The following is a 26,242-nucleotide window of genomic DNA, read 5'->3' as shown; positions in this document are numbered from 1 at the left end:
ACCGTTTCGGTGGTGCATCTGCGTTAATAAAGATGCGGGTTTTTCTTTTTTAAAGTCTCAAGACTGATCTCCGTGACTGGTATGTTTTCCATTGAAAGTTCACGGGGAGTACTCTGGCCTTTTAGAGTTACTTGTTTAGGTTTTTTTCTGTTGTCGAAACTTAAGGTGCCCTTGCGGACCTGGCGTCCGCTGATGAGTCCCCAGGGACTCGAGATGGTTGTTAGGTAGACGATAACATCTTTTCTTTTTTCCAGATCGATATTTGGGAAGTCTCCATTTGGTAGCCAGATCGTCGCTTGCAAGTGCGCTTCGTCGTCCTTGGTGTTTAGTGAGCCTCTATCGAAGTGATTTAAGATGATAGAGGTTCCACTTCCTTTCTTAAGTCTATGGCCATTTAAAATTTTAAATCGACTAGCACCTTGGACATCAGATTTCTCAGGGAACTCTTTTGAGTTGAACTCGGTGTTGGGAACTATGTAAGAACCATGGTCGACAGGTTTTTCAGACGAGTAAGCCGAGACTGAAGTTCCAACTGCAACGATGAATAAGATTAGTATCTTCATGAAACTGCTCCGGCGATATCAGGTAAGTATAAATTTTCGTTCGTGATATGACAATGTTTTGTTTATAGGTGAATAGTCTTGTTTTTGGTCATACTGCGAAACCGCAGCGGTTCTGCGCTGCGATAGTTGTGGCGTAAGCTCGAAAGTTCACTCACCATATTGATATTGAATTAAATCAACATGGTGAGGTCTTTATGAAGTCTTTGGTTTTGATGTTCGCAATGACAATCGCATCTTCTGTTTCTTTCGCTTCGGGTGTTTATCGCTGCCCAGTCACTTCGGGTGATCTTAAGGGTGCAGATACGGTGACTATCGTTGAGGACTGCCGTGACTCGTTGACTATGAAGATCACTGGCCAAGGGGAGACTTTGGTTACGAAGGTTGTAAAGTACGACTATCAGAACTCCAATGAGCAGCTTAAGATGTTCAAATCTGACGACCGTAAGACTTTTGTATATGTGGAAACGGACCATGTGGGCTTAAAGGTTCAGGTGTCAGCTCTGCAATACATCGTTAGAACGAACTATTGCCAGCAGGTGGGTTGGTAGTTGGCCAAAAATTGGACAGCTTAGGAAAGCATTTCAAGACCCCAGGGCGAAACCCTGGGGTTTTTCATTTTGTGGTATAAAGGTCCTCGGTAGTTTCTCGAACTAAATACTGAGGTAAATGTGAAAGCGCTTAAAACAATCATGACAGTTATGGCTCTTGGTTTGGTCGTTGTTGGCTGTGAAGAAGGCTCAAGCAACGGTAATCAAAACGTAAATCAATATGACCAAGTTAACGCTCAAAGAATTCAGGCAGAGATTGGTTCTTACAACGTGAAAATCGTATGTGATGACAACAGAGCGACGATGAATCTTCCGTTGGTTTCAATGACATTCACATTGAAAGACAATGGCACTTACACTCAAGAAATCCAAAGCCGTGACAAGTATTGCAGAAAAGACTGCTTAATGCGTGGTTTCGGTACTTACGTGTCGACTGAAACTTCGATCACATTCAATCAACAACAGTTGAAAAGCGGCAGCGCCGTTGTGCAAACAGAGCGCAGCAACACATACAACCGTGAGTACGTAAGTGGCCACCGTCAAAACCGCGTGACGATGATTGGATTGTCTGATGATGGGAATAACAACATCTGTGGTGGTCCAATGCAAATGCGCCTTATTAAACAAAAACGCTACGCTCAGCAATGGTAGTTAGCGGGCCAATCGTAGTAAATTCCTATACAAATAGTTAAAAATTCCGAAACCCCAAGGCTTATGGTCTTGGGGTTTTGTGCTTATTGGCAGGTGGGGTAGGCAAAGGATCCTTAGGGTGTATGATGAGCCCAAGTCCATTAAGGACGACAGATTCAAGGAGGTCTCTATGGCTAACCAAAACATGAATCAAAAACCGCAACAAGGTCAAACAGGCGAGCAACAGCAGCCTAATAAAAATTGGAACCAGGAAAGAACTGGGGATAGATCCACTGTTCAGCCTGGAACAAAACAACCTCAAAAAGACATCGATTCAAGCGTTGAAGAATAACGCTAACTGAATCCGATAAAATTTGAAGTTTTTTAAAGAGCGCACACTTCGCAGTCTGCGCTCTTTAACTTTTTTCAGACGGCATTTATTTAGAAACTTTCGCCAATTCACTTTTCACCAGATTCCTAAACCACAACCGTAAAAGATCTTTGTGAGTCCGTGAGTGCCACACCATGCGCATATTCACATTCGGCAAAGGAAAAGGGGTCGCCTGGATTTGGATGGGGAAAAACTCCTGGTATTTTTTTAAAAGCAAAGTCGGAGCTGTAAGAACCAGATCTGATTGGGAGAGGGTGAAGGCCATGCCGGTAAAGCTGTAAGACCCATAGGCAATATTGCGACTGCGCTTTTTATCGCCGATTTTCTTTTCCAGATTATCCTTAAAGTCTCCTTGCAAGGTAATCAGCGCGTGATCCAAATCATAGAATTGGGCAGGTTTGATTTCGCCTTGAATGAGTGGATGTTTTTTGCGGTAAGCTGTCGAAAATGTGTCCTCTAAAACCTTGGTCTCATAAAAACCTTCAGGAATATTTTTATAAAAACCAGCAATAGCCATATCGAAGGTTCCATTTTCCAATTCCGCTTTAGGGAGCTCTCCACGTGTGGGACGAATAGAAACCTGAAGGTGAGGGGCCTCCGTTTTTAAGCGCTTCACAATCGCAGGCATCACCAGAACTTCAATGTAGTCCGATGTCGCAATCGTGATGCGATCTGTGATCTTCTTGGGATCAAATTTTTCATTCTCTTGAGTGAGGGCCTGAGCCTGGTGAACCAGACTTTCAATTTGTGGTCTAAGGCGCTTTGCCGTTTCTGTCAGTGTCATGCCGCGGGAGGCGCGGACAAATAGAGGGTCATTAAAATGCTCACGGACTTTTTTAAGTCCATGACTGATCGCAGACTGAGTGACGCTCAGCTCTTGCGCCGTTTTTGAGACATTTAAAGTCCGATACAGACTTTCGATAACCACCAATAGATTCAGGTCGAGCGGCTTTTTCATAGAACCTCTGATATGAGTATAATCGATAGCCTATATGAAAACAATGAATTGGATTTATGAGCGCCATAGTGGCAGCGTAAAGGGTATAGAAAACTCTTTCGGAGGCACAAATGCTGAAGGTTATCGGATCTCTTATTATCGGACTGACACTAGGTCAGGGTGTTGCGCAAGCTCAAGGCAAGAAGGTGAATATGGAAAACCGCGCTCTTATCGTTATTTCAAGTCATGGCAAACTTGGCGACACAGGAAAACCCACGGGTTGGTTTTTATCTGAAGCCACTCACGTCTATTACCCTTTGATTAAGGCTGGATACAAAGTTGATTTCGCAAGTCCTCAAGGGGGAGCTGCCCCGATGGACCCTGGCAGTCGTGAAGCCAAAGACGACGACAACGCAAAATTCCTAGCAGACCCGGCTGCGATGAAATTGGTGCAAGAGACTTTGCCTCTTTCTAAGGTTGATCCCAAAAAGTATAAAGTGATTCACTTTGCTGGTGGCCATGGTGCGATGTGGGATTTCCCGAACAATCCAGAACTCAGCCGTGTGGCTTCCAGTATTTATGAAAATGGCGGTATCGTATCAGCAGTGTGCCACGGTCCAGCTGCTCTCGTAGATATTAAGCTCTCTAATGGCGAGTATCTGATCAAAGGCAAAAAAGTGAATGGATTTACAAATTCAGAAGAAGCCGAAGTGGGCCTTACAAAAGTAGTTCCATTCCTTTTGGCTACGAAGCTCCAAGAACGCGGCGCAAACTACGAGGGTGGAAAAAACTGGGAAGACAAAGTCGTAGTTGATGGTCGTTTGGTAACAGGGCAAAATCCACAGTCAGCTCACAGTGTGGCTCGCAAAGTGGTAGAGTTGCTGCAAGTGAAAAAGTAATCGAGGTTATATATGGCAGATTTATTCAGCGAATTTAAATTGAAAAGTCTCACTCTTCGCAATCGTATTGCGGTCCCGCCGATGTGTCAGTACTCGGCGGTAGATGGAGTGGCGAATGATTGGCATCTTGCTCATTACACGGGTCTTGCTCGTGGTGGCGCGGGATTGGTGATTGTCGAGGCGACAGGAGTTTCTCCGGAAGGTCGTATCACTCCAGCTTGCTTGGGTCTTTGGAATGACACTCAAGCGCAAGAACTTAAAAAAGTTGTAAGCGCGATTAAGTCGGGCGGTGCCGTAGCCGGTATTCAAATTGGGCACGCGGGCAGAAAAGCCAGCGCAAATATTCCGTGGCAAGGCGATGATCATATTCCAGAGGGTGATTCACGCGGTTGGCAAACGATTTCTCCTTCAGCGATTGCTTATGGGTCGAATCTTCCAAAGGTTCCCAAAGAAATGACTAAAGAAGATATCTTGCGCGTGCAAAATGATTTTGTGGCTGCGGCAAAGCGCGCACTAGATGCGGGCTTTGAATGGCTTGAGCTACACTTTGCCCATGGTTATTTGGCGCAAAGCTTTTTCTCGGTTCATGCGAATCACAGAAAAGACGAATACGGCGGCAGTGCCGATAATCGCGGTAAATTTTTGCGCGACACGGTAGCGGCTGTTCGCAAAGTCTGGCCAGAACATTTGCCACTGACAGCTCGCTTTGGTGTGATCGAATACGACGGACGTGACGAAGAGACTTTGTCTGAATCCATCGCATTGATCAAGCAATGGAAAGAGCTAGGTCTTGATATGGTGAATGTCAGTATGAACTTCTCCACTCCGACGGCAAAGATTCCATGGGCACCAGCGCTCTTGGCTCCGATTGCAGAAAGAGTACGTAGAGAATCAGGTTTGCCAGTGGCTTCAGCATGGGGATTTGATAATTCAGCGATTGCAGATAAATCTGTGCGTGAAAATCAATTGGACCTAGTGATGATTGGTAAAGCTCATTTGGCAAATCCACATTGGACTTACAAAGCAGCGATTGAACTTAAAAAAGACAAACCGTCATGGGTGTTGCCAGCACCTTATGCTCATTGGCTTGAGCGCTACACGAATAAATAGTCAGATAGACGTAATAATAAAAAAGCCCAGGATTAATAACCCTGGGCTTTTTAGTTTTAAGAATAAAACAAAAATTAAAGACGAATACCTTCAGCCGCAACTGCATCTTTAACAGTTGGACGCTCAGTCATTTTGCCCATGAATTTTTGCAAAGCCGTGTGTTGAGCGATATCTACGCCAACCAAACCTGTCCAACGAAGAACGTTGTAGGCATAAGCATCAGCCACAGAGAAGTTTTCACCCAAGATATATGGATTTTGCTCAAGGTGATTGTTCAATACGCCTAGACGCAATTGCAATTTGCCTTTGATTTGTTCTTTAGTTTCTTCGTTCATAACAGCGCCGCCGAACAAAGAACCCAAGCCTTTATGGATTTCAGTCGCGATGAAGTTTAGCCACTCCATAGCTTTGTAGCGTTCCATTGTGCCGTACTTAGGCAAAAGATTTTTATCAGGAGCTTGATCCGCAATCCATTGCAAGATCACTGCACCTTCAGTCATCAAATGACCGTTAGGAAGTTGCAAAGCGGGGATGTAGCCCTTTGGATTGATTTTTTTGTAGTCGCCGCCAGCGTATTCTTTGGCTTTAAGATCTACTTTAACAAGCTCAAAGTTCAAGCCTGCTTCGCGAAGTGCGATTTGAGAAGCCAGTGCACATGCACCCGGAGAATAAAACAGATTCATTTATATGTCCTTTGTTAGGAATGCGTCGGTAAATGTATCAGTATCTGATACACAAGTAAAGGCCATTACTGTTGGGTGTCAGGACTAATGTGTGCTTCTTTACAGCCTTTTGATCTCCATCTTGAAGGATGGCGCTCCCGGTCGCCAAGATAGGGCAAAACAAACAAATGGAGTAATGTGATGAGATATCAATGTTTCATATGTGTTTCGCTTTTGTTTTCTTTGCAAGTTCAGGCTGCGCCCGAAACTCCTGTTCCAGTAACGGTCGATAATTTCGTGAGAGCAGAAACCGACATGACCTTTGCTAATACGGTCAAGAAAGACGGTTTGGGAAAACTCGAACACCAACGCAATATGGCCTCTATCGATGAGCAACCAATTGTGCGTATGAATCGCGATACCCTGTACTCCATGGGCGTGTATGATTTGGAAGCCGGACCCGTAACGATAACTCTGCCTGATGTTGGTAAGAGATACATGTCGATGGCAGGAATCAGTCAGGATCATTATGTCGACGAGATGGTGCACGGTCCCGGTATGAAAACTTATACTCAAAAGGATGTCGGAACTCGTTATATGGCTGTGGCGATTCGCACGTTAGCAGATCCAAATAGCGCCCAAGATATGAAGGAAGCCCGAGCGGCTCAAGACAAAATCACTGTCGAACAAAAAGCTGTCGGAACATTTGAAATTCCTAAGTGGGATACGGCTTCTCTTACGAAAGTCAGAAATCTTTTAAAGCAACTGAGCGCCATGAAGGGCACGACATTTACAGATGCCTTCGGTAAAAAATCTGAAGTCAATCCCGTTGCCCATCTATTGGGGACTGCTGCGGGTTGGGGAGGAAATCCTAAGAGCGAGTCGATATACACAAGTGTCAGTCCTAAAGACAACAGCGGTAAAACAGCCTACAGACTAACCGTGGGGGATGTTCCGGTTGAAGCCTTCTGGTCGATCAGTGTTTATAATGCCGCTGGGTATTTTGAAAAAAACAAAGCGGGTGCTTATTCGGTCAATAGCCTTACTGCGAAAAAGAATTCCGACGGTAAAGTGACTGTGCAGTTTGGTGAGTGCTCAGACAGAGTGATGAACTGCCTTCCTATAATGAAAGGATGGAGCTACACCGTTCGCATGTATAAGCCGAAAGAGGAGCTAATGAAAGGTCAGTGGACTTTTCCTGAAGCCGAACCGATTTCATCTAGAAAAAATCTAAGTCAGCTGCAATAAATTTCAAAATGAAAGCCTCGAATAGACGGGGCTTTCGTAATTTAATCTAACTCATACTTATGCATTATGCAGTCAACCAAGGGCCAGGATCTCGAGTGGTAAAATGAGATGAGTTGTAAAACTCTCTTAACACGCCACGCTTATTTTTGAAATTCCACTCGGGTCCGATGATCAATATTGAGTTGAAATCATTAAACGTCCTTAATCGCAAAATAAAATTGTATTTATCTCACTTGAATACTTAAGGTTGCTACGAAACGTTCCGTAATAAATAGCGTCGGTCCTTTGGAAACTTTGGTTAGGAACGCCTTATGAACGTCTCAATAAAAATGATGATGTCGTGGTCAATGACGACATTGCTACTTAGCGCGTGCAATTTAAATGTGAAGCTTCACAACCGTGGATTAACGGCGGAGCTTAAGTCTATTGGTATCGTTGGCTATTATACCAATCAGCAACCTGTTGAAGTTTTGGTTACATTCAATGCGCCACCAACTAAAATTTATCCAGAACGCTTTGAAGTTCAAAATGCAACCTTGGATAGCTTCGTACAAATTACCGAGACAACATACAAAGCCACATTGATTCCTAGTGGCGTAGGGCAGGTTGCGTTCAAACTTCCTGTGGGGACAGCTGTCGACAAGTATGAAATGCCACTCTCTGTTTCAAATCCTTTCGACGTCTTTTTTGACAATACAATTCCCACTATCGATACCGCTGATATGGTGCCAGCTGCCGTTAGCCCAAATCCCACACCTTCGGTTGTCGGTAAGACTGAGCCGGGAGCGATTATTACGCTCTATAATTCCATCACATGTTCGGGTCAGATTTTAGGTGACAACAAGGCGGACTCTTCAGGGAATTATAGTGTGGGCGTGTTTCCTGCTCTGACGTCTGAAGGTAGTTACGCGATGAGTGTCCTTGCTAAAGACGCGGCGGGGAATGCTTATTGTTATCCATTGCCAGTCGCCTATGTTTTGGATCAAACGGCACCGTCGATCCCTAGTATTTCTCTTACCTATTCGGATATTTCTGACAATCCAGTGGATGTAAGTATTGGCTCATGTGTGGATGCCAATCAAAGTGGAGATTTATTTTATCAAGTTGCCTTTACTCAAGATGGAGCAAGCGTTCCGGACTTTAGCGAGAGTGTGTGGATGACTTGTGCGACCGGTAGTAACTATGTCAATCTTGATGGTGCTGATGGAACTCATTCCATCACACTGTGGGTTCGTGACGAAGCCGGGAATGTGAACTCAAGTCCTGCGTTGGATGTGACCCTGGATACAATGACGCCCAGCTTGAGCTTGCTTGCAACGGTTGCCATTGATCGTAATTCCAATCCTGCAAATCTTATTTCTGGAAATGACGTGATTTCCGATGAAGAAGGCGCGGGTAGCTATAGTTTAGGAACGGCCAACTCTCCAAAATGTTCTGATTATGGATCTGTTGATATTGATGCTGACACCGGCGAAGTGCAGTTCACTCCAACAGTACATTACTTTAATCGATATCAAAGTACGGATTATCACGGTGGTCCTTGCGATATCGCGGTTCGGTTTTCTGACCAAGTGACCCCGGTGGCCCATTCTATTTTAAAGCACGTCGCTGTGACGGTGAACTTTGTCGATGAACCTCTAACTGTCACTGCATGGCCGGGAACCAATGGGACGCTCGTGGAAAAGTGCGGAAATAAGTGTTTTCAAAATGCCGTCTTCGACTTGGATTTTACTGTGAACCCCGGGGGGGATGAGGATTTTCCAGACCCTCAGCCTGTGAGCTGTTCTGCTTCGACTGCTGATGGCTATTATGTTGATATAGCGAGTTGTGATGTGGATGAATTCGCGGGGACACTAGCATTACAGATGGGGCAAGCTCACGGCTCATCTACAGATACGACGGTGGTCAGTTTTTCTGTCAGTGACGGTATCACGACTGTGACGAAATCATTTAATGTGCATGTTGATGACTATGTGATGAATATGTATCCGGCCCTGGCGCTGCGAAACCCACTGTCTTGTGTATTATGTCATGCTTCCGTTCAAGCAGACATCGTGACGGACTTTAATGTGAATAGCAATATCTACGCAAATGCTTCAGCTATTTTAGGAGTCGCAAACTTGCATGGCTCCGCAGTTTATCACCAGGATAATAGTGATGTTCCATTTACGGTGACTGGTTCTATTTATATGCCTGACATCACCGTGACAGATAAGAATTTTATAAAACAGGTGACGGGGAATCCAAATTCTGGACCCGTTAACCTTTTTAATTTTCTTAAAAACTCCTGGAATAACTATAAGCCGATTACGGATTCCTTAGGGACTATTCAGATGGATACCGACGGTTTTGTGGAAGTAAACCCGACGCCGGTCGTGCAAGCGGCTCAGTTGGTTCCTCCTTATGTACAAGGTGGTTTAAAAAAAGCGACTTCGATTACCATCAGAGCGCCGAGCGATGCGGAAATATTGGCTTTGGATTCCAGTTTGTCTGCGTCTGTGACGTCGTTTGTTTATAAAGGGCCGAATGTAAAACCGACGTTAAGTGGTTTGAGTGTCGTCAATAACGGCTATGGCGATTATATTACCAACAGTGGTACGTTGGTTTGCTATGGCAGTATTATTCTAAGTGGTACTGTGTACTTCAAAAATCTGAATGTGCAAACGGACGACGTGGGGTGTTCAATATATGCCGCTGGAAATATCTTTATTGAAACGGACCGCGCGACGGCTATTCAATACACCGGATCGGCAACTTCGCCTACCTTGCAGATTACCAGCTCTAAAAATATTCACATGGGAGTCGGGCTTTACGAAGTTAGTTATGTGCGGAAGTCCAATAACAATTGGATCGATGCCCAGAAAATCATGAACGCGAATAATCCGGGCGGACTGACAGATGCCGCAGGAAATGTTGTCACGGTTAAATCCAATGGTAATGCAGGTGCTTTTCAATGGATGAGCTGTCCATTACGTCCAGAGCATTCTCAGTATCTGGATAAAAAGTATATCTCTAACGGCAACTATGCGGCCTGCGATCCCGCAGCAGATATTGGAAAATGCGCATATGCCAGAGAACTTTTTAGTGGCTCTCATAATGCGGTTTCTGGCTATAATTTAGTGACGGACAATAAAGTCATCAATCGTTCGGGAACGTTAGTTAATCCAGTCATCGCTTATGAGACAATGTGCCGTTTGAATAGCGGCTGGCAAATGACGGACTTTGCTAGTTATAGTTGGAATTGGTCGGGTAAATGGGGCGAGTTGCCCGAGTGGGTGGGGTCTGCGACAATCAATGCTTATCGTCGCTCGACTGTGTTTGATCACGTGCGCATGAACGCAAAGGAAATTCATAGTCGTTATGTGGGTGAGTTCCGTGGATCGGTGATCGCTCCCTACGCCTTGTTTGCTGTAGGGAACTTAGTTTTTAAATACGACACTCGGCTTAATAACGTGGTGCCATTTCCAAGACTCATGACACCGACGCCGATTTTTGATGTGCAGTAGTTATTTGATGATCTTAATACTCGAAGAAGACTGGCTGCCCACGCTGGAGTTGCCAATCAAATGGATTTCACCAGCAAAGTTATCGATGGAATCAATCTTCGAGTTCACCAAGTAAATCACACCCGAGCCGTGCGAAACAGTGCCGACATGGCCGTTCTCAATGCGTGCGTTGATAGAACCCTGGCTGATCGCTGCGACATCCACATCATGCAAGCTCATGAAAGCTGCCATATTGTGAATCTCATAAATAGAAGCCTTTTGTCCGCCCTCAGAACGTCCATATACTGTGATCTTAGATGAAAGATTATGAAGTGCGCCGATGTTTTGCACACTCGCGCAGAACACACCCGCAAATTGAGACACCTCAGTCACAGAGTGAGCCACAGCTTGCACCAGAGAGGCACTAAAGTTTGAAACCTTACCGATGATCTGCGCATTCAGTGAAAGCTCCTGCATAGCAAAAGAACTCACACTAGCGATACTGCGAGCCTCAATCGCTAAGGATTGAGTGGCACCATTGCTAACCGAGTCCACAGTTTCGTATTGAATCTTAGGACCCGCTGCATAGATCTGATAAGACTTTGCAGGTGATTGTTGAGGAGTGATTGAATCGTAAACGATCGCTGTTTTACCAGACAAAGTTGCCTGGCAAATTTTATCTGAAGTTTGGCCACTGCCATCGTTGTCCACTACAGGCGGTTCACTTGGTGGACCGCTTGGGTAGTCCGGAGAATCAGGAAGAACTTCAACGTTGTCTGGAACATCGGGGATGCTGACCGAGTCAGATCCAGAGCTTTGCAAAGACGAAGCATCAAATGTGTAGTTCGATGAGCTCGTACAGTTTTGAAACAGAACAGTCGTACATCCCATAATGATAATTAGAGCAACGTGTTGAATTCTCATTGGGTTCCTCACTTCTATATCCGTTAAAGAACTGCAAAATGAATACTCGCTCAGGAGCACTGAGGTCATGATTCGAGGTGGAATCTTGTCGAACATTTTTGATTTGTATAAACATTGATCTAAAACCCCAACAAGAGCTTCAACTCAAGTCTCGTCTCATGATGTGATTTCGTGAATATTTATCGGACGATGGTGGAGGCTTTGCCGTTACACAATGAGAGGACGTTGTATTTCAAAATGATCTGGTGATCTCTATGCTCAAACTCACAAAAATCGTTCAGCATAAAGGGGTAACTCAATGGAGGAATTATGAAAACAACAGGTCTACTTTTAGCAGCGGTATTTATTTTGTCGTCAACAACATCAATGGCGGCAGAGTACAACAAAAAGAACAAATCCTATAAGTCATCAACATCGAACTCACAAAACATCAATAATCGTCCCACTAGAACATCCGATGCATTTGCTAGAGACGATGTTTCAGGAATGCCGGTAAATCCACGCATCCAACCGCGCACCAATACTATCGATCAGGAAGATTTCGGTAGACGTGCGATGGAAGGTGATGAGCTGGGTGGCTCAGGAACTCTTAGAAGATAACTTTTAGAATCTAAGGCCAGTAATAGTAGGCCACTCCGCAAAGGAGTGTGCCTATGGTCCACGTGAACAGCGAGCTTGTCACGAAAAGTGGATACACCATCAGGCTCACGCCCACCCAAACATTCGGGGAGTGGCCTTCGCGGCGTCCTTTGCGATACAGATAGATGCCAATAATTCCAAACACAGTGCCGCCAATAAGAGCCGAGACACTATAGTCCAAGCCCAGGGTCTGCATCATTTCAAAAGGGGAGATTTGCTGTTGGAAGTCTTCCATAGGGATATTCTTCCAGAAAACCCCTATGCTTCGCAACAATTACTCTGCTGAACAGCCACTATTCCAATATGAGTTCACAATACAGTAGGGGCGCGAAAGACTTGAGTCTGCCTGACATTTCAGGGAACGAACCTCGCGGATAGTAGGTGAGCCTTCCGCTTCTTGATAGGATGCCACTTGGGCATTGTCTAAGGCATTAATTAGGAACTCAGCTTGGCTTTCCGAAATAATAGGGTTCAAAGGGCAGCCCTTAAACGGATAGTTTTGCAAATTGATGCCTGTGCGGCATTCAAAACGATTCAAAGATATTTCGTAAGCTTGCCCTGGTTTTGCCGGGTAGATTCTGATTAAGGCACGGATCAACTGATTCGCTTTTTCCGTGGCTAGGATGCGAGGACCAGAGCATTTCGGAAAATACCCAGCACTTCGATTGATACTCACTCGAGCGACTTCAATCAGTTCCAAAGAAGTTCGGTACTGAGGATCTGGAATACCTTCAAGTCCTAAGATTTCATGAATAACCAGTCGGTTCTTTTCAAACTTAGTCAGCTTTGACCAAGTTTTGCCATTGATATCAATGCGATTGATTTTGGGATAGTTGATAGCGTCCACAGCAGAGCCATTTAGGAATAAGGCTTTTTCGGAAACAGTGATGTGTGTGTTTTTGAATGTCTCGATCATATTCGGGATATGAACAGTCATGACATTGGTTTCGACAGGGCTACGAGGAAGCAATCTGTCTAGCAGAGCAATTCCCAGATCAAAGAACTCAGAGGCATCGGTATTGCCGCCGTTACGAGTTCCAAAAGAAGTGTCACCACTTCGAGCGAACGAGAAATTTGTGAAGAGGAGGGCAGAAACGATCAGAAGGGAGATTTTCATGCAAGGTCCTTATTCAGGCGGAACAGTTGGATACCCAGGTGGTAGACGTGTTTTTTATTCTGGCGTTTTGCTGCTAGGCGGACGATTTTTGCAAAACACTCTTCCAGGATTTCGTTGGCTTTTTCTAAATCCTGATCATCAAATGCAAAGGTCTCAGAACCGATGAACTTTTCCTTTGGCGTTTGTGTTTCCAAAGAAAGGATCGCTCTTTCCATCATCTGACGATGAAAGTGGCGAAGGGCCTCATTCGGTTTTGGTGAGTTGGTCACGACCTGGCTTTTATTTGTTTTGATTTTTCCGTCATTTCCAGTGGTCAATAGACCCAGTCTGAAAAGGCGGTCCAATGCATCAGCAGCCTGTTTGGTAGAGATCCCCAAATACTCTGCCACCGTGTCTTTATTGATTTCTGGTTGAGTCGTATGAGTCATCTGTAAAACCGGAACGTGGTACCAGTCAGAAATCAGCTTAAAGATATCAACATCTAGCTCTTGGGGAGTGTCTTTAGGGGCTAAGTGAAAAAGGGTCTCCAAAAGCTCAGCACGAACCTCATCAGATTTAACCGTGTCGTATTGAACTAAAGCGACAAAGTAGTCCGATTTTCTTTTATTGAATTTTAAAGTCTTGGCAATTTCCAGCGCGCGTTTCGCCGACAGATTGCGTTTGCCGTTCAGGATAGAGGATAGCATCCCCGAAGAGAGCTTTAATTGCAGGGCCATGGCACGCAAAGAGTAGTTCTGGTTCTTAGCGACCCGCTCGTCCAATTCGGCCTTTAAAAGCTGACGGTAGTTCATTGTAATCATTGCCGTTGCATAACAAACATTAGGTATACAGGCAAAAGGTTCTCCCGGCGCTTACAAAAGTAAGCATTCTCTTCGTATTCCCCGTGAAAACAATAGCAAGGGGGAGGGGATTTTGATCTAATTCTCAGATTTTGATTGCGACTAAAATTGCTCATATTGTAGTCCGCAGATAATGCTCCCATTTGCAGGGGCTCATTGACGGATGCTAGTTCTCTTGATGAACTCAGGGGCGTGGATTTAGCTGTAAAAACTCTCTCGATCTTTATGGTTTTATTTTTGATGAACTCTGCTGTGGCAGCGCCTGCTGCGGGAAATGGGAGTTCACGAAAAACCGTGACTTTGATCACCCACGAAGCGGCTCCGTGGATGGCTGAAAAGCTAACCGATCAGGGAGCCATCTTTTACGCCCTTCGCAAAGTCCTCGAAAAAAGAAACTACGAATTGAAAGTCATTTTTGCCCCCTCGTGGATTCGCGCAAAAATGGATGCGGTTAAGAACCCCGCAATTGATGGCTATGCTCCCATTCGTACGATCGAGCACCAGGATGTTTTTGATTTCACTGAGGTGATCTTTGAAAGTCCATGGAGTGTCGGTGAACGAAAAGACAAACCGATTCCCTTCCATAATCTGGAGAGTTTAATTCCTTTCACCGCGGGCAATGTCCAAGGTGTTGAGCTTCGACCAGGCATTGATGCTCTGGTGAAAAAAGGATTTAAGATCGAGGAGACCTCCACTCAAGCTAATAACATCTTAAAACTTGCTACAGGGCGCGTGGACTTCATTTTCGTCGATAAGGGTGTCTATCGCTATATGATGGCGACAGAGCCAAGCCTTGCGCCTTACAGAGACAAGCTTCAGTTAAATCCTAAGTCTATTGTTATTGAAAAATATAAAGTTGGTTTGAAGAAGGCGATTGCCAAAGAGCTTGTGCCTTACTTGAATTCCTCCAGGAAAGAACTTGGGCATTATCTGGAAGAATATTTCGAAAAGCTTGAGACCGTACCAAGTTTCGTGAATTTGGCGACTCTTTAGGCGCCTACGTAACATTTCTAATTAACTAAACTTTAATCTGTCTAAAGTTGACTGTTCCAGCAGTTTTCTGCAGAACTCATTCATCTGAACAATCTGTACGTTTTTGAGTGTGGGAAAATTATGGCTGGAAAAAGAATTTGGTCGCAATGGGCGAAGCAGCGCTATTCTATTTATCGCGAGCACATCTTAGCTGATTTAAGAGCACAAGATGTGGATACGACCTATTGTGGTGTTGATAAAACCAAGTTCTTTGAGGTTTTGAACGAGGAAACTCAGTCAGCTATCCTTTACAATATGCGCGAGCTCTCGTGCATTCTGCGCGAAACGGCTGCGGATACAAAGACTCCGCGCAACCTTCAGCTCCTATGGTCTTTCTTTAAGCAAAAAGGCATTGCGATTGATTATTCGATCTTTGAGGGGCTATCTCCAGACGTGCACTTTGATGTCTACGATATGGATGGTAATTGTAAGATGATTTCTCCGCGAATCTTTGAAATCACTCAGTGCTCGGTGGATGAAGTTTTTTGTAAGGGTGCGGGCTCACTGCATCCGTTAGATCGAGTCGGGAGTCAGACTTTGCGCTTGGTTAAGAATGTAAAGATTCGATCAAAATATGAAGGATGGAGTGGCTTTTGTACGCTCAGTGAACCATTACAAAAGCAATAGAAATTTATTCTTTGGTTTGGTATTTGAGTTCAATTTTTGGAAGCTCGATTTTTTCTTGTTGGGCATCCCAAAGTTTTTTGTGGAGCTCTTTCGCGACTTGAGTCAGTTCTTTTTCGAGAATCATATTGAACAAAACTTGTTCGGAAACTTCATAGATCTTCGCTAGATCACGTAATTGCGGAATGGGCGGCATGCAGATGTTGCGTTCCCAATTAGAAATAAATTGTCCCGATACATAACCCAAAAGTGCAGCGACTTCTTTTTGAGACAGGGCTTTATTTTTCCTACATTGAGCCAAAAACTCGCCCAGGTTACTCATCGAAATCTCCTAAACATTTTCCGTATTACACCCGAAACGAGCGAGTGTCCAATTCAATGTAAATGTTAGCATGTTTAAAAACGATACGAGGAAATAAATGAACTTTTCGTACCGCCTCATCTACACACTAGCGACCAAAACTGAACAAGAAGTCCAACTGATCAACAAATGCTATGCTCTCTGGGCAGATGAATACGGAAAAGATCTTGCTTCGCGTGGAGCAACTCTTAATCGTGATGAATTCCAGCGTGCTCGCGTGATCGCGGTTATTACCCGCGGTGACGATCTTGTTGGCTTCCATCAATACAGCGTCTTCGATCTGCGTGAGCAGAGTAGCCTTGCCCACTCTTATGTTAGAGCATTGGGGGAGGACGTTGTCAAAAAATTAACTGAGAACAAAATTACCTCATTTATGGCTTTGGAATACCTAACCGTGGCTCCAGAGTTTCGTGGAAGAGCGGCAGCAGGGCCGAAGATTTCAGAGATCCTGATTCGCTTAGGTTTAAGAGTGATGCGAGAACTCGGGGCAGATGCTTCCGTAGGTATTGCTCGTATTGATCGTAAAGTTAATTCGACGGCGGACAACATCGGTTTTTCTGAAGTTGCTCAGATTACCAAATATAACAACCCGTGTGGAGTCGTTGTGTTTAGTAAGAATGACGAAGTCATTCCTTCGGATGACTTCACCAATCGCACCGTTGAAATGCTATGGACAGATAAACTAAAGGTCGCAAAGATCGCTGCTTAAGGAGACTGTATGCGCGCTAATGAATTTAATGAAAAGGCCAATGCCAAAGTCAATGAGCTATGCCGTAAAGTAGAAGCTATGCCGTGGGAGAATATCCATTTTTATAACTCGTGGCTGGCGCAAACTAATGCATTTGTGGGTCATACCTCGACATTTTTGCATATGTGTTACGAAGGTTTGCCGACAGATCATCCTTTGAAATCACGCTTTCATGAGCATATTGAAGAAGAAGACGGCCATGAGAAAATGAGTCAGAACGATCTTAAGTTTCAAAAAGTACAAGACGCCGAGATCTTTCAAGTGACGGGAGCTTTTTGGAAAGCTCAATATTATTGGATCAGAGATGTGAGCCCAGTCTCTCATCTTGGTTATGCTTTGCTGTTGGAAGGTTTGGCTGCGAAGTCAGGTCCGGTGTTTTTGAAAAGAGTTAAAGCAGCTGGTTTTAAAGGAAGCACATTCCTAAAAGTGCATGCGGAAGAGGATACGGATCACTTCCCTGAAGCTCTTGAGGCGGTAGGAAAGCTGACAGATAAAGACCGCGACGATATTTACGCGAATCTATGCGAGTCGATGGACTTGTATCTTAAGATAGTGGGTGAGTGCTCTGTATCTGCTCTCCAGAAAGCAGCTTAAGACGCTCTAGGCAGGCTACGCCAACGACTTTGTCTCCCACCTTAACGGGAGACATGGATTTCATCATCATGCTGCTGGTGTAGCGGCCTCTGGATTTAATCTCAGTGACTTCACAAACAGGCAGGTCCGGTACAAACGGATCTGCTTTGCGTCCCACGAAAATATCAATGCAATAGTCATGGATCTTTTGCGAGATATCACCATCACGTTGATAAAGGTTCCACCATTGATTCGAGAACATCACGTCTGGTGCATAAGAAGAATAATCAAACAGCTCAGGATTGAAAAACAAACGCTTGGCATCGTCGCCGTAAATTTCAACGATGTCGCCATCCACGATGTTATCGATAAAACCCATTGGCGTCAGCAACGACATACGAGCCAGATAATAGCGAACCAGATTTTTAGTATTTCTGTGATCGCCACCTGAAGCAACAAACTCCAAAACAGTATTCGCCCAATTGCCGATCCCTTTGATCACATCAAGCTGCTCTTGATCAGAGAGCTGATAAAAGTGGTCATCGGTGCGATGGCTTAGGTAAACGCGTCCCGTGGCCTTAAGGGCCTCACGTAGCAAGGCGCGAGCATTTTTGTATTGCTCGTCGATGCTCAATGGCGATGGGGAAGGAACGGTTTGTTCGCTGAGTTGCATGGCCGGATTTATAACCTAAGTTGTATCCCGAGACCAAGCGATTTGTGTTCTGAGGACAGAGTTCGTGGGAGAGGGCTTGTAAGGAGCAATAGAGTGGGGTTTTAGAGGCAATTGTCTAAATCTTGATCATTACTTTTTTGAATATTTTGGTAGTGCCGGGGCTCTAAAGAGGGGCCTGGGATTTCACTGCCGCAGTGAAATCACAAGAAAGCCCGATCGTTCGACCGGGCTTTCTTATATTCAGATTAAAGAGAGTAGTGGTACTTGCAAGACAAAGAAACATCTCTCAAGTATTTTTTGGAGTCGCGTGGGTCTTTTGAAGTAAGTTTTGCGCGGAATGTTGCGCTCGTATCATATCCTTTAGAAGTAACTTTGAAAGTTTCAGGGATTCCAATCAAAAGGATTTCAGTGTAGTCGTACTTTTTGTCCAGAACGTGAAGTGTTAGAACTTTATTGGAAAAATCAGTCACTGTCGCGATCGTAGCGATTTCGTAATTAGGGTAAGATTTCGAGAGATCGTAGTTGTTAAGTTTAGAGTCGTCTTCAAAAGCGCGATTGATGCGGCTTAGAGTTTGCCCCTCAACTGTAAGCGCGATACCAGCTTCTAGCATGTCTCCTGGAATGTAAGCCTCAATTTTTGTTTTTCCTGAATCAGAAACACAAGTGATCTCAGCATTGGCAGCGCCAGCGTGAGCAAAAGATGAAATTGCAAGACTCGCGATAGCAGTAATCATTTTAGTAAACATATAAATCTCCATTAGTGATGTTTTAAATTCGTAGGCCGCTTGTAGCGTTCCGAAAAATAATTATCTACAGCAAACTGTGTAATGGTGACCACAGGGCACCACTTTCCGGTCTCACTTGGTTTTTCCATGAATTTTTCGGAAATATGTATAGGGTCACTTTGGGTTTGGAGTTGGGCGGTGGAGTAGCTTAGCTCATCATCTGGGAATAGTAATTTAATGGAACCGCAAATATAGCAAGTACGATCAGTGTTGCTCGGACTGCCTTCGGAGTAGGTTTGCTGTAAGCAAACCATAGGGAAATAGCTGCAATCGCGATATAGGGCAGAATGTTTTGATGGCGTAGCTGAAGAAGTGATTGCTTAACAGGGGCGAGCACTTCAGCGAGTTCAGGATGTGTTTTTGATACTTGATAAAGTTTTGTTAGTTGAGACTGGTCAATTCCTCTAGGAATGGATTGATAGGCAAGACACGTCAAGGCGACGAATCCCCAGTCAAAAAGTTTAACCTTAGTTTTAGCGGCCTTAAAGCTTTCTTGTTCCATTTTAACATTACAAAACATAATTGAATTTATTGGTAGAGAAATTTTTAAAGGCCGGATAATCTAATTTCATGGAGAAATCATGAGGTCGATTGTTTCTTTGCTTTTCAGTTCAATCACAATAGTTCTGTTCATTGGGTTGCTATCGCCAGCTTTAGCTTTTGCTTATGGTGTTGAGTTCGTCTCTCCGGCAGATGGAATATATCGCATGGGTAAGGATCAATGGGTGACCTTCAGGCTGCGAGGCTACACCGGAAAAGAGCTTGTGACTGTCTATCGAGAGCGAATGACTGTGGGTAAAGATGGATCCTTTACGGTTTCAACCGAGGATCGTTCGTTTAAGGAAATGAATTATCTAATAACCGTCAAAAGCAAAACAAATGGTAAGGTTTTGCTCTCAGAACGTAAGAGGGTGTTCTTTTTGGGGCAGGATGACGCCGGAAAAGTTATTGGCCCAGATGGCGGTTCGATTGAGATCAATCAGGGATCGGCAAAAGGTTCGTCTTTGAAAATTGCCAAAGGGCATCTCACAGGAAAAGAAATTTTTGTAATCAGAGAGTTCGAACCACTATGGGATTTGAAGGCTGCGGATTGTATCTCACCTAGGTTGGCTGTTTCTGGAACAAGTGATCTATTCGGAACTTCAGCACAATTGCCAATAAAAATATCGCCGAAAGATAAGTTTGAACTGGTTGGCTTCGAATACTATGACGAGACTGAAAAGATAATTCAGTATACAGACGTCAATGATGGCAAATTGAGTTTCGTGATACCAAAAGAGAAATACGACTACTATTGTGTTCGAATACGGAAATAGAGTGGATCGTTTATTTGGACAGGAGGGTGCAAAACCTATTATGCTATTCACATGAATAAGTATATATTGGTTTTTTGCACTCTTTTTACGACATCAGCATTCGCTAACCGAAATCCTCCGCAATTCATTAGCCTTGTTCCGCCAGGCAATAACTTAGAAAACGAAAATCAAATCGAGGTTTTGTGTCCCAAAGGCACAAAGGACATCGAGAAGTGTCGCAAAGACAATCTTGCTCCAAAAACTTGGAAGCTAAGTGTTTATGAAAAACCTGAGGCAGGTTCTGTTCGATTGGGAGAGATCCACGTTATCGGAACTCCCGGTAAAGGCATGAAGGCTGAGTGGGTGGAATATAAAAAGTCTCCTGTTAAGTTCGACAGTGATTCCAAAGGAACTGACTGGGGCTATTCTTGTTATTTTGAATTCACGGTAAGTGAGGTAAAGGGAGATTGGATCCAATTACCGAAGCGACCTTTTGCTAAGCCCGTATGGATCAATATTAAAAAAGACTGGCCAGCCAAGGGAGAGCACGACATCGTTCCGGCTCCGAGTGAGCTACAGGTAGGCAGTATTTACCAAGTGTCGATCGGGAATATCGTACCTTCGAAGTTTTCCGGAAGTGAAGTTGTTTATCGAATGGAAAATGCAAACGATATGAACTGCGGTGATGAGACTAAAGAAATCCCGTCCGAACAGTTGAAAGAATTAAAAATGCCAGTGTCAAATCTCTACGACAAAGACGGGCATCTGCTGGCGTGGCCGGCTTACTGTCGTGGGTGTTAAAACAAATGGTCGTCGTTCATTGGAGTCGAATTTTATCCCTTCGAGATCAGAGAGCGAATGAATCTATTTCTAATCAATATAAATGAATAGTGACAGTGAAGTTTAATTGTTTGCTCTCTTCTCTCTTCTGGCTTTTGTCTTAAGCACCTAGAAAGCTGCGTCGATAAGTAGTTAAGACGTAGGAGAGTGCTATGATTAATTTAAAGTCTGTTATGTTTGGACTAAGCGCGAGCTTAATAGGCATACTTGCCTCGCTTCACAACGCATCAGCTGCATCGCCAACTCGAAAAATTTCACTGACTTTGGCCAACGGAAGTACCGGTAGTATCGCGGTGTATTTCGACGCTAAAAAATCAGGGAATGTCTACATCACAAGAGATTCTGCAGAACTGTATGTTCGCGGAGAAGGTCCTTTTACAAAAGATGACGTAGGAAAAACTATAGGCATTGTGGGTGCTGGTCCAAATGGCAGAACACTGACGACAACTATCAAGGCATATGTGAACTCTCAACATGTGACCCTCAGTACGGTTGCGGCGACAACATCGCCGAGATTGATGACGGGCAAAGGAAAAATGGTTGCTGGAAGTGCAACCTTAGTGCTTCCCAATAGCACGGATAATTTATTCTTTACCTATGCGGATGCGGGAAAGAATATTTGGGTTAGCGGTGCGGGTGCTGGAGGCGCGGCATTGCGAACAAAAATCAGTTCAATCCAAAAACCTGACTCGATAACCTTAGCTGCAGCAGCTAGCACCAACGCAACGAATGTTGATGTTACCTATGGAACAGATGCTGTGTGGGGTAATGACGACTATGCGGCAATAAATGCAGCTATTGGCGTCGTTATAAAAAACAACGGCGGAACATTGCAGTTTCCGGCAGGGAATAGCTATATCTCGCGACGTCTTGCATACAAGGCTACGGCAGCACAAGGAATTAAGAATTTTGTGATGAAAGGAGCGAGCGGTGACTCGGCCGCGTCGGCTCTTTATTTCGCTGATAAACTTCCTTGGGACTCATCAACATCTACTTGGGTTACTTATGAAGACCCATTGATTGAGTTTGGTGTTGATATGGGCAGTGATAATAGAAACAATGCGGGCCTTTATATCAACGGAATCACTTTGCAAGATTTTACTTTAAGTTACATGTTGCAGTCGAACTTAGGCGGCGAAAGTGACGGAGAACTTTATAAGACAGCTCCAAAGCCAATGGTGTTGGGGGTATTTAGTGGTATCTATATCAACTTCGCCAGAAATGTAGTGATAAGAAATCTAGATGTTCATAGCATTTTTGGTCGCGGTATTTCTGTGAGATCCACGAACGGCCTTACGATCGATAACAATCACCTTGTTAACGTGGGTGGTGGCGATCCAGCAGGTAAAGATACTACGGGGGATGCCATCCTTGTTTACTCGAGCGTAAATGCCAATGTCAGTACGAATTCGGTCAAAAACTATCGTCAATACGTAAAGCACAACGCGCAAAGCAAATATTGTACTGGAAGTAATGCTTATACTGATGATGCGGGCAACTCTCGCTGTCGAGGATACGCCTATGATTCGGGTAAAGATTATTACGGCACATTGAGTGGGGGCATCGGCTTGCGAGCAGAGTATCGTCCTGGATTTACTCCCGCGCAAGGTGAGATTCACATGCCTCCAGGTGTGGCTGATAGCGTGAAATATACCAGTGTTAAATTTTTTAATAACTCCGTTCAAGGTTTCACGATGGGAATTAAGTCAGAAAATGGAGTGTCAATGGAGGCCACTCAAAACGTGGTGTATGGATGCTACATAGGTATCTTGCACACGGATATTGGAAGTCCGAAAATTAAAATCATTAACAACCAAGTTGATGACAAAGGTGTGGGAAGTTCACCTCAGGCGGGGTTCACGGATTATGCCGCAGGTATAGCGATCACTCGATATGGTAATGACTATGTCAACGGCGATAACTTGATTTCTGGTAACAAAATTGTCGGTCAGAACAACGGTATCGTAGTTCATAAAAGTAACACCTACATTTGGGGCAATACCATTACTGTGGAGGGTTATGCTTTCCGCACTTATGGGGCTTTTAAGAACATCGTTCTTAGAAACAACGTAATTAATGGTACCGCAGGCGTAACTTACGGTGGATCTTCTGTGCTTGTGTTGGATCATAATACAATTAACGGTTCGGGTCCTTCTGCAACGCAAATTGCGACAGACGGTAGCGGCGGGGATCTGACCTTCACGAATAATATTATGAAGAATATGCAGGTGAGATTGATCAATGCGAGCGACGTTAATTTATCTAGCAATACGTTCAGCGGATCAGATCAGTGCTATATCACCAGATATAATTCACCAGTCACTTACAGTAGCAACAAATACAGCTACACGAAGTCAGTTAGCTGTAGCAATGACAAATAGTCTTTAGTAAGTTAGCCCGTTGCCCCCACCCACAGATGCGCCAGGGATTGGGTGGGGGGCCATGAGGTGTATTCATTTCGTAACCCATAAAAGTAATGACTATTTCCTTTTTGGGGTTTCGCTTTCTTTTTCGCTACTTCTTTTGCAATCGATGCAGAAGAGAAAGATAGAGCGAAGACAAGTAGTATGGCTTTAGTCATGCTGTAACCCTATTAGATATCGAAATTTTCTTTGTTTAAGCGGATGGATTTCACTTTCCCTTTGTGGATTTCTACCTTCATGTGAAGTGTTCCATCTTTTCCAAGGAAGTTCCTGTAGTGAGTAGTGCCGTTTTCGATCATTTTATCAGTGAGTATCGCTGAGACTTCTTTTTCTGTGCTTGATAGGTTTAGACCGTTGCTGAATGAAAACTTCTTATTAAGTTTATTTAGCTTAGTGCAGCCAAAGTACTGCTTGTTAGGATCTTTGTGTTCAGCGACGACACCCGTAAGTTGACCCGATGTTTTACTATCAGCGGACGACTCGAAAGTAAAAATGGTATCGTCGGTGCCTAAGTAGCAGAGATTCTGATAGGTATCACTGATAACTCTGACTTCGCCTGTGTCTAATTGAAAAACTACATTTTCCAAGGTCCCGTATCCCATCTCAAATCCAAGAAAGGTGACAAGGTCCTCCCTCTTGGGTTTCGCTTTCTTTTTGACTGCATCTTTTGCAATCGATGCAGAAGAAAAAGATAGGGCGAAAATTAGGGGTAGGATTCTAGTCATGTTGGATCCTCTGGTCTCATAAACTTGCTCTTTATAAAACGTGAATAAATAATGAGTCGAAGTGCTATGCCAATTACTACGAGGGGAGTCGTGACATACAACACCGTGCCTAGAAGCGTAAATGTCGTTTCAAGTAGTGTTGTTAGTTGCACCCAGTTGATGCTTTTTTTGATGAGAACTCCCAGAATCCATATGCCACAAAGAACTACGAAGGTTGGTAGCACTACGGGCGAGAGAATTAGCAGAATTCGTTTATTTGCTCTTAAGATGCGATCGCAAAGGATTAATTCGGTAAAAATGCAGATAGCAGTCACGATAAGTAGGGAGTATGAAGTCGTATCGCCGTTAAAGCCAATTCGTTCTTCAAGATTTCCGTAGAAAATAGTGGCCCAGATGACTTGATTTACAACGCCAATCAATAAATTGTACCGAAGGATCAACTCCCGGTGGTTTGTTATCCAATTTAAGAGGGTTTTCAGGCGATTCATTAGAAAATTCTAAACCGGAATTGAGCCGGAAGAAAACAAAATACAATTTATTATTGAAGAATCTTATAAAGCCCGGGTACTCTTATCTTATGAGCCATAAAGTGGTCCTCACTCTTCTATTCATTTTGTCCGTAGTCCTGATTGGACAGTACTTCATTGGCGATGTGGAGCCTGAGCCCGAAGTTGAAATACCACGGGATTTTAACGCTCATTACACGAATCCAGAGTGTGAGTTCGTAAGTAAGAAATTCGATGGATCGCCCCGCGAGATAGTTCAGAGGTTTCTGAGCTATGATGGTGAAGGTAATATGCTTGGGAAGTCTGACAGCACCGATTCATTCGACAACTATTCAATTTGTCCGGTTCGGCAGGGAGGCCCTGATAACTTCTGGGCGATTGTGGGATCGAGGATCGTGAGTGAAGATGCTCACGAGAGCAAGGCAATAATAGCTGTTGAGTATGATGTTCTTGGGAATGTTACTAGCTCTGGTTTGGGTGTTGTCTTTAAACCCGAAGAGACGAAACGTCTGGTCGAATTTCGTTTAGAGAGAACAGAATTTGGCTGGAGAATTGACTTTGAACCAAGCTGGGTAAGCTACGTTCAAGCTTTTAAGGCTTTGGATTTTCACAAAAACGATAAATGGGAAATCGGTAACAAAGAAAAGCTGATTTCTCTGATACCTAAAGCCGAGATTAAAAAATGAAGCTCGGGGCATGTCGGATCGGTACAGGACCTGTCCGAGCATAAAACTATGTGAGCCCGGCCTCCATGTCCAAAGGACATCGCCAACCGCTTATCTACGCCAGAGTAATTTTCTCGAAAAACTCATCTAAAGTAATACCCTGAGCTCTGATTAAACCCTTCTTATGAAGGAAGTTACACATTGCTCTTTGGTCTTTGTCGTTTGTAACAAAGTAGTTGAATTGTGAAGCCTGGACCATAATTGCTAGATCGTACCAGTTTCCGTTCACAAGACGATTTAGGAATGAGATGTCATCAGTGCCGCTGAACTTTGAATATGCATTTCCAAGCATTCTTAAATAGAAGAGCATGAAATACGTTCGGTGAATTCGATACTTTGTTCGATCTTGTGTGAACAGTATCCTTTTGATTTCCTTGTTAGATAGTTTAAAGATTTTACGAAATGAATCTAGTTTGTGGGCTGGTGGCGTAAGGTTGATATTCTCAATATCTTCGCGGACTTCTTTTTGAGATAGGGTAGCTTTTGCAGCAACTCTGAAGTTGCGGTCATTTTCCTTAAGTGCCTCAGTTCTCGATGCAATAAGGTCGCGATCCTCTTTTGATTTCTCATAAATATAGCGAAAGTATTCGGGGTCGTTGAGTGACTTTACAAAAGACGGCCAGCGTTGTTCTGTGTAAAGAAGTGGCACATTCTCAAAGCGACCGTGGTTGCGTAATTCCTTTTGAAGCCAGTTGCCAATCGGTTTTGTCATAACGATCTGTGCTCGATTTGAGTTTTCCAGGAGCCAGTGTAAGTTTTTTGTGCGATTGATAATACTGTCTAACTCCGTGCCAGAGATGCCTTCGGTAAATGAGTCAATACTAATGAACAAACGAGACGGAGACTTTTGAATTGCCTCAAGAGCCTTCTTCGTAAGGTCCTGATTTTTCAGAACCTCATTTAGCGCTGAATTGTCGATTAGGAAATCTGTGATCACCAT

Annotated in this window: 30 protein-coding genes; 16 read left to right on the top strand and 14 right to left on the bottom strand. The window is 44.0% G+C overall.

Going from position 1 to position 26,242, the window contains the following annotated elements; all coding sequences use genetic code 11:
- Positions 1–23 precede the first annotated feature (23 nt).
- On the bottom strand, positions 24–563 hold the full coding sequence (locus tag ACLVWP_RS11035; RefSeq protein ID WP_413557303.1) for a hypothetical protein: 540 nt from the start codon (positions 561–563) through the stop codon (positions 24–26).
- Between the two features lie 194 nt (positions 564–757).
- Here ACLVWP_RS11035 and ACLVWP_RS11030 point away from each other — a divergent pair, with 194 nt between their 5' ends.
- From ACLVWP_RS11030 to ACLVWP_RS11020, 3 genes are all read left to right on the top strand, one after another.
- Complete coding sequence (locus ACLVWP_RS11030; RefSeq protein WP_413557302.1) at positions 758–1,111, top strand: hypothetical protein; 354 nt, start codon at positions 758–760, stop codon at positions 1,109–1,111.
- Positions 1,112–1,231: 120 nt separating this feature from the next.
- On the top strand, positions 1,232–1,762 hold the full coding sequence (locus ACLVWP_RS11025; RefSeq protein ID WP_413557301.1) for a hypothetical protein: 531 nt from the start codon (positions 1,232–1,234) through the stop codon (positions 1,760–1,762).
- Positions 1,763–1,931: 169 nt separating this feature from the next.
- A complete protein-coding gene (locus ACLVWP_RS11020) occupies positions 1,932–2,093 on the top strand; it encodes a hypothetical protein (protein WP_413557300.1) in 162 nt (53 codons plus the stop codon).
- 85 nt (positions 2,094–2,178) lie between these two features.
- Here the strand turns inward: ACLVWP_RS11020 and ACLVWP_RS11015 are convergent, their stop codons facing one another.
- Positions 2,179–3,090, bottom strand: coding sequence for a LysR family transcriptional regulator (locus tag ACLVWP_RS11015; RefSeq protein ID WP_413557299.1), 912 nt, complete (start codon positions 3,088–3,090; stop codon positions 2,179–2,181).
- Positions 3,091–3,200: 110 nt separating this feature from the next.
- Here ACLVWP_RS11015 and ACLVWP_RS11010 point away from each other — a divergent pair, with 110 nt between their 5' ends.
- Together ACLVWP_RS11010 and ACLVWP_RS11005 are read left to right on the top strand one after the other, a co-directional pair.
- Positions 3,201–3,968, top strand: coding sequence for a type 1 glutamine amidotransferase domain-containing protein (locus ACLVWP_RS11010; protein WP_413557298.1), 768 nt, complete (start codon positions 3,201–3,203; stop codon positions 3,966–3,968).
- Positions 3,969–3,980: 12 nt separating this feature from the next.
- Positions 3,981–5,078: an NADH:flavin oxidoreductase/NADH oxidase gene (locus tag ACLVWP_RS11005; protein WP_413557297.1), complete on the top strand. Its 1,098-nt coding sequence runs from the start codon at positions 3,981–3,983 to the stop codon at positions 5,076–5,078.
- A 74-nt stretch (positions 5,079–5,152) separates the two neighbouring features.
- Here ACLVWP_RS11005 and gstA read toward each other — a convergent pair whose 3' ends face one another.
- Positions 5,153–5,761: a glutathione transferase GstA gene (gene gstA, locus ACLVWP_RS11000; RefSeq protein ID WP_413557296.1), complete on the bottom strand. Its 609-nt coding sequence runs from the start codon at positions 5,759–5,761 to the stop codon at positions 5,153–5,155.
- A 180-nt stretch (positions 5,762–5,941) separates the two neighbouring features.
- Between gstA and ACLVWP_RS10995 the strand changes: the two genes are divergently transcribed.
- The gene (locus ACLVWP_RS10995; protein WP_413557295.1) at positions 5,942–6,988 is read left to right on the top strand and encodes a DUF1214 domain-containing protein; all 1,047 of its coding nucleotides are present in this window, start codon (positions 5,942–5,944) and stop codon (positions 6,986–6,988) included.
- A 311-nt stretch (positions 6,989–7,299) separates the two neighbouring features.
- Positions 7,300–10,494: a hemagglutinin gene (locus ACLVWP_RS10990; RefSeq protein ID WP_413557294.1), complete on the top strand. Its 3,195-nt coding sequence runs from the start codon at positions 7,300–7,302 to the stop codon at positions 10,492–10,494.
- Here ACLVWP_RS10990 and ACLVWP_RS10985 read toward each other — a convergent pair whose 3' ends face one another.
- Positions 10,495–11,397, bottom strand: a complete 903-nt coding sequence (locus ACLVWP_RS10985; protein WP_413557293.1) for a hypothetical protein — start codon at positions 11,395–11,397, stop codon at positions 10,495–10,497. It abuts the gene before it with no gap.
- A gap of 309 nt (positions 11,398–11,706) precedes the next feature.
- Here ACLVWP_RS10985 and ACLVWP_RS10980 point away from each other — a divergent pair, with 309 nt between their 5' ends.
- A complete protein-coding gene (locus ACLVWP_RS10980; RefSeq protein ID WP_413557292.1) occupies positions 11,707–11,997 on the top strand; it encodes a hypothetical protein in 291 nt (96 codons plus the stop codon).
- 10 nt (positions 11,998–12,007) lie between these two features.
- Here the strand turns inward: ACLVWP_RS10980 and ACLVWP_RS10975 are convergent, their stop codons facing one another.
- Genes ACLVWP_RS10975 through ACLVWP_RS10965 form a run of 3 tightly spaced genes read right to left on the bottom strand, consistent with a single transcriptional unit; the run spans position 12,008 to position 13,953 of the window.
- The gene (locus ACLVWP_RS10975) at positions 12,008–12,271 is read right to left on the bottom strand and encodes a hypothetical protein (RefSeq protein ID WP_413557291.1); all 264 of its coding nucleotides are present in this window, start codon (positions 12,269–12,271) and stop codon (positions 12,008–12,010) included.
- A gap of 39 nt (positions 12,272–12,310) precedes the next feature.
- A complete protein-coding gene (locus ACLVWP_RS10970; RefSeq protein ID WP_413557290.1) occupies positions 12,311–13,153 on the bottom strand; it encodes a hypothetical protein in 843 nt (280 codons plus the stop codon).
- Positions 13,150–13,953 (bottom strand): TIGR02147 family protein, encoded by an 804-nt coding sequence (locus ACLVWP_RS10965; RefSeq protein WP_413557289.1) that lies wholly within the window; start codon positions 13,951–13,953, stop codon positions 13,150–13,152. Before ACLVWP_RS10965 ends, ACLVWP_RS10970 begins: the two co-directional genes overlap by 4 nt.
- Before the next feature lie 231 nt (positions 13,954–14,184).
- Here ACLVWP_RS10965 and ACLVWP_RS10960 point away from each other — a divergent pair, with 231 nt between their 5' ends.
- Together ACLVWP_RS10960 and ACLVWP_RS10955 are read left to right on the top strand one after the other, a co-directional pair.
- Entirely contained in the window at positions 14,185–14,985 is an 801-nt protein-coding gene (locus tag ACLVWP_RS10960) for a substrate-binding periplasmic protein (RefSeq protein WP_413557288.1), read from the top strand.
- Between the two features lie 120 nt (positions 14,986–15,105).
- On the top strand, positions 15,106–15,651 hold the full coding sequence (locus tag ACLVWP_RS10955) for a hypothetical protein (protein WP_413557287.1): 546 nt from the start codon (positions 15,106–15,108) through the stop codon (positions 15,649–15,651).
- Positions 15,652–15,655: 4 nt separating this feature from the next.
- On the opposite strand, the gene ACLVWP_RS10950 is transcribed toward ACLVWP_RS10955, so the two are convergent.
- A complete protein-coding gene (locus tag ACLVWP_RS10950; RefSeq protein ID WP_413557286.1) occupies positions 15,656–15,970 on the bottom strand; it encodes a helix-turn-helix domain-containing protein in 315 nt (104 codons plus the stop codon).
- Positions 15,971–16,067: 97 nt separating this feature from the next.
- On the opposite strand from ACLVWP_RS10950, the gene ACLVWP_RS10945 reads away from it, so the two are divergent.
- Both ACLVWP_RS10945 and ACLVWP_RS10940 read left to right on the top strand, forming a co-directional pair.
- Complete coding sequence (locus ACLVWP_RS10945) at positions 16,068–16,718, top strand: hypothetical protein (protein WP_413557285.1); 651 nt, start codon at positions 16,068–16,070, stop codon at positions 16,716–16,718.
- Positions 16,719–16,727: 9 nt separating this feature from the next.
- Complete coding sequence (locus ACLVWP_RS10940; RefSeq protein WP_413557284.1) at positions 16,728–17,351, top strand: iron-containing redox enzyme family protein; 624 nt, start codon at positions 16,728–16,730, stop codon at positions 17,349–17,351.
- On the opposite strand, the gene ACLVWP_RS10935 is transcribed toward ACLVWP_RS10940, so the two are convergent.
- The 3 genes from ACLVWP_RS10935 to ACLVWP_RS10925 form a co-directional block, all read right to left on the bottom strand.
- On the bottom strand, positions 17,302–18,003 hold the full coding sequence (locus ACLVWP_RS10935) for a hypothetical protein (protein WP_413557283.1): 702 nt from the start codon (positions 18,001–18,003) through the stop codon (positions 17,302–17,304). The two genes, ACLVWP_RS10940 and ACLVWP_RS10935, sit on opposite strands and share 50 nt — an antisense overlap.
- Positions 18,004–18,248: 245 nt before the next feature.
- On the bottom strand, positions 18,249–18,749 hold the full coding sequence (locus ACLVWP_RS10930) for a hypothetical protein (protein ID WP_413557282.1): 501 nt from the start codon (positions 18,747–18,749) through the stop codon (positions 18,249–18,251).
- 187 nt (positions 18,750–18,936) lie between these two features.
- Positions 18,937–19,290, bottom strand: a complete 354-nt coding sequence (locus tag ACLVWP_RS10925) for a hypothetical protein (RefSeq protein ID WP_413557281.1) — start codon at positions 19,288–19,290, stop codon at positions 18,937–18,939.
- 79 nt (positions 19,291–19,369) lie between these two features.
- Between ACLVWP_RS10925 and ACLVWP_RS10920 the strand changes: the two genes are divergently transcribed.
- From ACLVWP_RS10920 to ACLVWP_RS10910, 3 genes are all read left to right on the top strand, one after another.
- Positions 19,370–20,104, top strand: a complete 735-nt coding sequence (locus ACLVWP_RS10920; protein ID WP_413557280.1) for a hypothetical protein — start codon at positions 19,370–19,372, stop codon at positions 20,102–20,104.
- Positions 20,105–20,155: 51 nt separating this feature from the next.
- The gene (locus ACLVWP_RS10915) at positions 20,156–20,884 is read left to right on the top strand and encodes a hypothetical protein (protein ID WP_413557279.1); all 729 of its coding nucleotides are present in this window, start codon (positions 20,156–20,158) and stop codon (positions 20,882–20,884) included.
- A gap of 191 nt (positions 20,885–21,075) precedes the next feature.
- A complete protein-coding gene (locus ACLVWP_RS10910; RefSeq protein WP_413557278.1) occupies positions 21,076–23,304 on the top strand; it encodes a hypothetical protein in 2,229 nt (742 codons plus the stop codon).
- Positions 23,305–23,516: 212 nt separating this feature from the next.
- Here the strand turns inward: ACLVWP_RS10910 and ACLVWP_RS10905 are convergent, their stop codons facing one another.
- Positions 23,517–23,933 carry a hypothetical protein gene (locus ACLVWP_RS10905; protein ID WP_413557277.1) on the bottom strand — a complete coding sequence of 139 codons (417 nt, stop codon included), beginning with the start codon at positions 23,931–23,933 and terminating at the stop codon, positions 23,517–23,519.
- Positions 23,934–24,067: 134 nt separating this feature from the next.
- Positions 24,068–24,559: a hypothetical protein gene (locus tag ACLVWP_RS10900; RefSeq protein ID WP_413557276.1), complete on the bottom strand. Its 492-nt coding sequence runs from the start codon at positions 24,557–24,559 to the stop codon at positions 24,068–24,070.
- Positions 24,560–24,612: 53 nt separating this feature from the next.
- Between ACLVWP_RS10900 and ACLVWP_RS10895 the strand changes: the two genes are divergently transcribed.
- Positions 24,613–25,263: a hypothetical protein gene (locus tag ACLVWP_RS10895; RefSeq protein ID WP_413557275.1), complete on the top strand. Its 651-nt coding sequence runs from the start codon at positions 24,613–24,615 to the stop codon at positions 25,261–25,263.
- A gap of 94 nt (positions 25,264–25,357) precedes the next feature.
- On the opposite strand, the gene ACLVWP_RS10890 is transcribed toward ACLVWP_RS10895, so the two are convergent.
- A complete protein-coding gene (locus tag ACLVWP_RS10890) occupies positions 25,358–26,242 on the bottom strand; it encodes a hypothetical protein (RefSeq protein WP_413557274.1) in 885 nt (294 codons plus the stop codon).

The sequence above is a fragment of the Bdellovibrio sp. HCB209 genome (assembly GCF_047306065.1).
Taxonomy (GTDB): Bacteria; Bdellovibrionota; Bdellovibrionia; order Bdellovibrionales; family Bdellovibrionaceae; genus Bdellovibrio.
This window is presented reverse-complemented; position numbering and strand designations above follow the sequence as displayed.

What these genes read in the sequence shown, in the direction of transcription:
- ACLVWP_RS11035 (WP_413557303.1), bottom strand. Translation starts at nt 563, where the DNA reads ATGAAGATACTAATCTTATTCATCGTTGCAGTTGGAACTTCAGTCTCG.
- ACLVWP_RS11030 (WP_413557302.1), top strand. Translation starts at nt 758, where the DNA reads ATGAAGTCTTTGGTTTTGATGTTCGCAATGACAATCGCATCTTCTGTT.
- ACLVWP_RS11020 (WP_413557300.1), top strand. Translation starts at nt 1,932, where the DNA reads ATGGCTAACCAAAACATGAATCAAAAACCGCAACAAGGTCAAACAGGC.
- ACLVWP_RS11015 (WP_413557299.1), bottom strand. Translation starts at nt 3,090, where the DNA reads ATGAAAAAGCCGCTCGACCTGAATCTATTGGTGGTTATCGAAAGTCTG.
- ACLVWP_RS11010 (WP_413557298.1), top strand. Translation starts at nt 3,201, where the DNA reads ATGCTGAAGGTTATCGGATCTCTTATTATCGGACTGACACTAGGTCAG.
- ACLVWP_RS11005 (WP_413557297.1), top strand. Translation starts at nt 3,981, where the DNA reads ATGGCAGATTTATTCAGCGAATTTAAATTGAAAAGTCTCACTCTTCGC.
- gstA (WP_413557296.1), bottom strand. Translation starts at nt 5,761, where the DNA reads ATGAATCTGTTTTATTCTCCGGGTGCATGTGCACTGGCTTCTCAAATC.
- ACLVWP_RS10995 (WP_413557295.1), top strand. Translation starts at nt 5,942, where the DNA reads ATGAGATATCAATGTTTCATATGTGTTTCGCTTTTGTTTTCTTTGCAA.
- ACLVWP_RS10990 (WP_413557294.1), top strand. Translation starts at nt 7,300, where the DNA reads ATGAACGTCTCAATAAAAATGATGATGTCGTGGTCAATGACGACATTG.
- ACLVWP_RS10985 (WP_413557293.1), bottom strand. Translation starts at nt 11,397, where the DNA reads ATGAGAATTCAACACGTTGCTCTAATTATCATTATGGGATGTACGACT.
- ACLVWP_RS10980 (WP_413557292.1), top strand. Translation starts at nt 11,707, where the DNA reads ATGAAAACAACAGGTCTACTTTTAGCAGCGGTATTTATTTTGTCGTCA.
- ACLVWP_RS10975 (WP_413557291.1), bottom strand. Translation starts at nt 12,271, where the DNA reads ATGGAAGACTTCCAACAGCAAATCTCCCCTTTTGAAATGATGCAGACC.
- ACLVWP_RS10970 (WP_413557290.1), bottom strand. Translation starts at nt 13,153, where the DNA reads ATGAAAATCTCCCTTCTGATCGTTTCTGCCCTCCTCTTCACAAATTTC.
- ACLVWP_RS10965 (WP_413557289.1), bottom strand. Translation starts at nt 13,953, where the DNA reads ATGATTACAATGAACTACCGTCAGCTTTTAAAGGCCGAATTGGACGAG.
- ACLVWP_RS10955 (WP_413557287.1), top strand. Translation starts at nt 15,106, where the DNA reads ATGGCTGGAAAAAGAATTTGGTCGCAATGGGCGAAGCAGCGCTATTCT.
- ACLVWP_RS10950 (WP_413557286.1), bottom strand. Translation starts at nt 15,970, where the DNA reads ATGAGTAACCTGGGCGAGTTTTTGGCTCAATGTAGGAAAAATAAAGCC.
- ACLVWP_RS10945 (WP_413557285.1), top strand. Translation starts at nt 16,068, where the DNA reads ATGAACTTTTCGTACCGCCTCATCTACACACTAGCGACCAAAACTGAA.
- ACLVWP_RS10940 (WP_413557284.1), top strand. Translation starts at nt 16,728, where the DNA reads ATGCGCGCTAATGAATTTAATGAAAAGGCCAATGCCAAAGTCAATGAG.
- ACLVWP_RS10935 (WP_413557283.1), bottom strand. Translation starts at nt 18,003, where the DNA reads ATGCAACTCAGCGAACAAACCGTTCCTTCCCCATCGCCATTGAGCATC.
- ACLVWP_RS10930 (WP_413557282.1), bottom strand. Translation starts at nt 18,749, where the DNA reads ATGTTTACTAAAATGATTACTGCTATCGCGAGTCTTGCAATTTCATCT.
- ACLVWP_RS10925 (WP_413557281.1), bottom strand. Translation starts at nt 19,290, where the DNA reads ATGGAACAAGAAAGCTTTAAGGCCGCTAAAACTAAGGTTAAACTTTTT.
- ACLVWP_RS10920 (WP_413557280.1), top strand. Translation starts at nt 19,370, where the DNA reads ATGAGGTCGATTGTTTCTTTGCTTTTCAGTTCAATCACAATAGTTCTG.
- ACLVWP_RS10915 (WP_413557279.1), top strand. Translation starts at nt 20,156, where the DNA reads ATGAATAAGTATATATTGGTTTTTTGCACTCTTTTTACGACATCAGCA.
- ACLVWP_RS10910 (WP_413557278.1), top strand. Translation starts at nt 21,076, where the DNA reads ATGATTAATTTAAAGTCTGTTATGTTTGGACTAAGCGCGAGCTTAATA.
- ACLVWP_RS10900 (WP_413557276.1), bottom strand. Translation starts at nt 24,559, where the DNA reads ATGAATCGCCTGAAAACCCTCTTAAATTGGATAACAAACCACCGGGAG.
- ACLVWP_RS10890 (WP_413557274.1), bottom strand. Translation starts at nt 26,242, where the DNA reads ATGGTGATCACAGATTTCCTAATCGACAATTCAGCGCTAAATGAGGTT.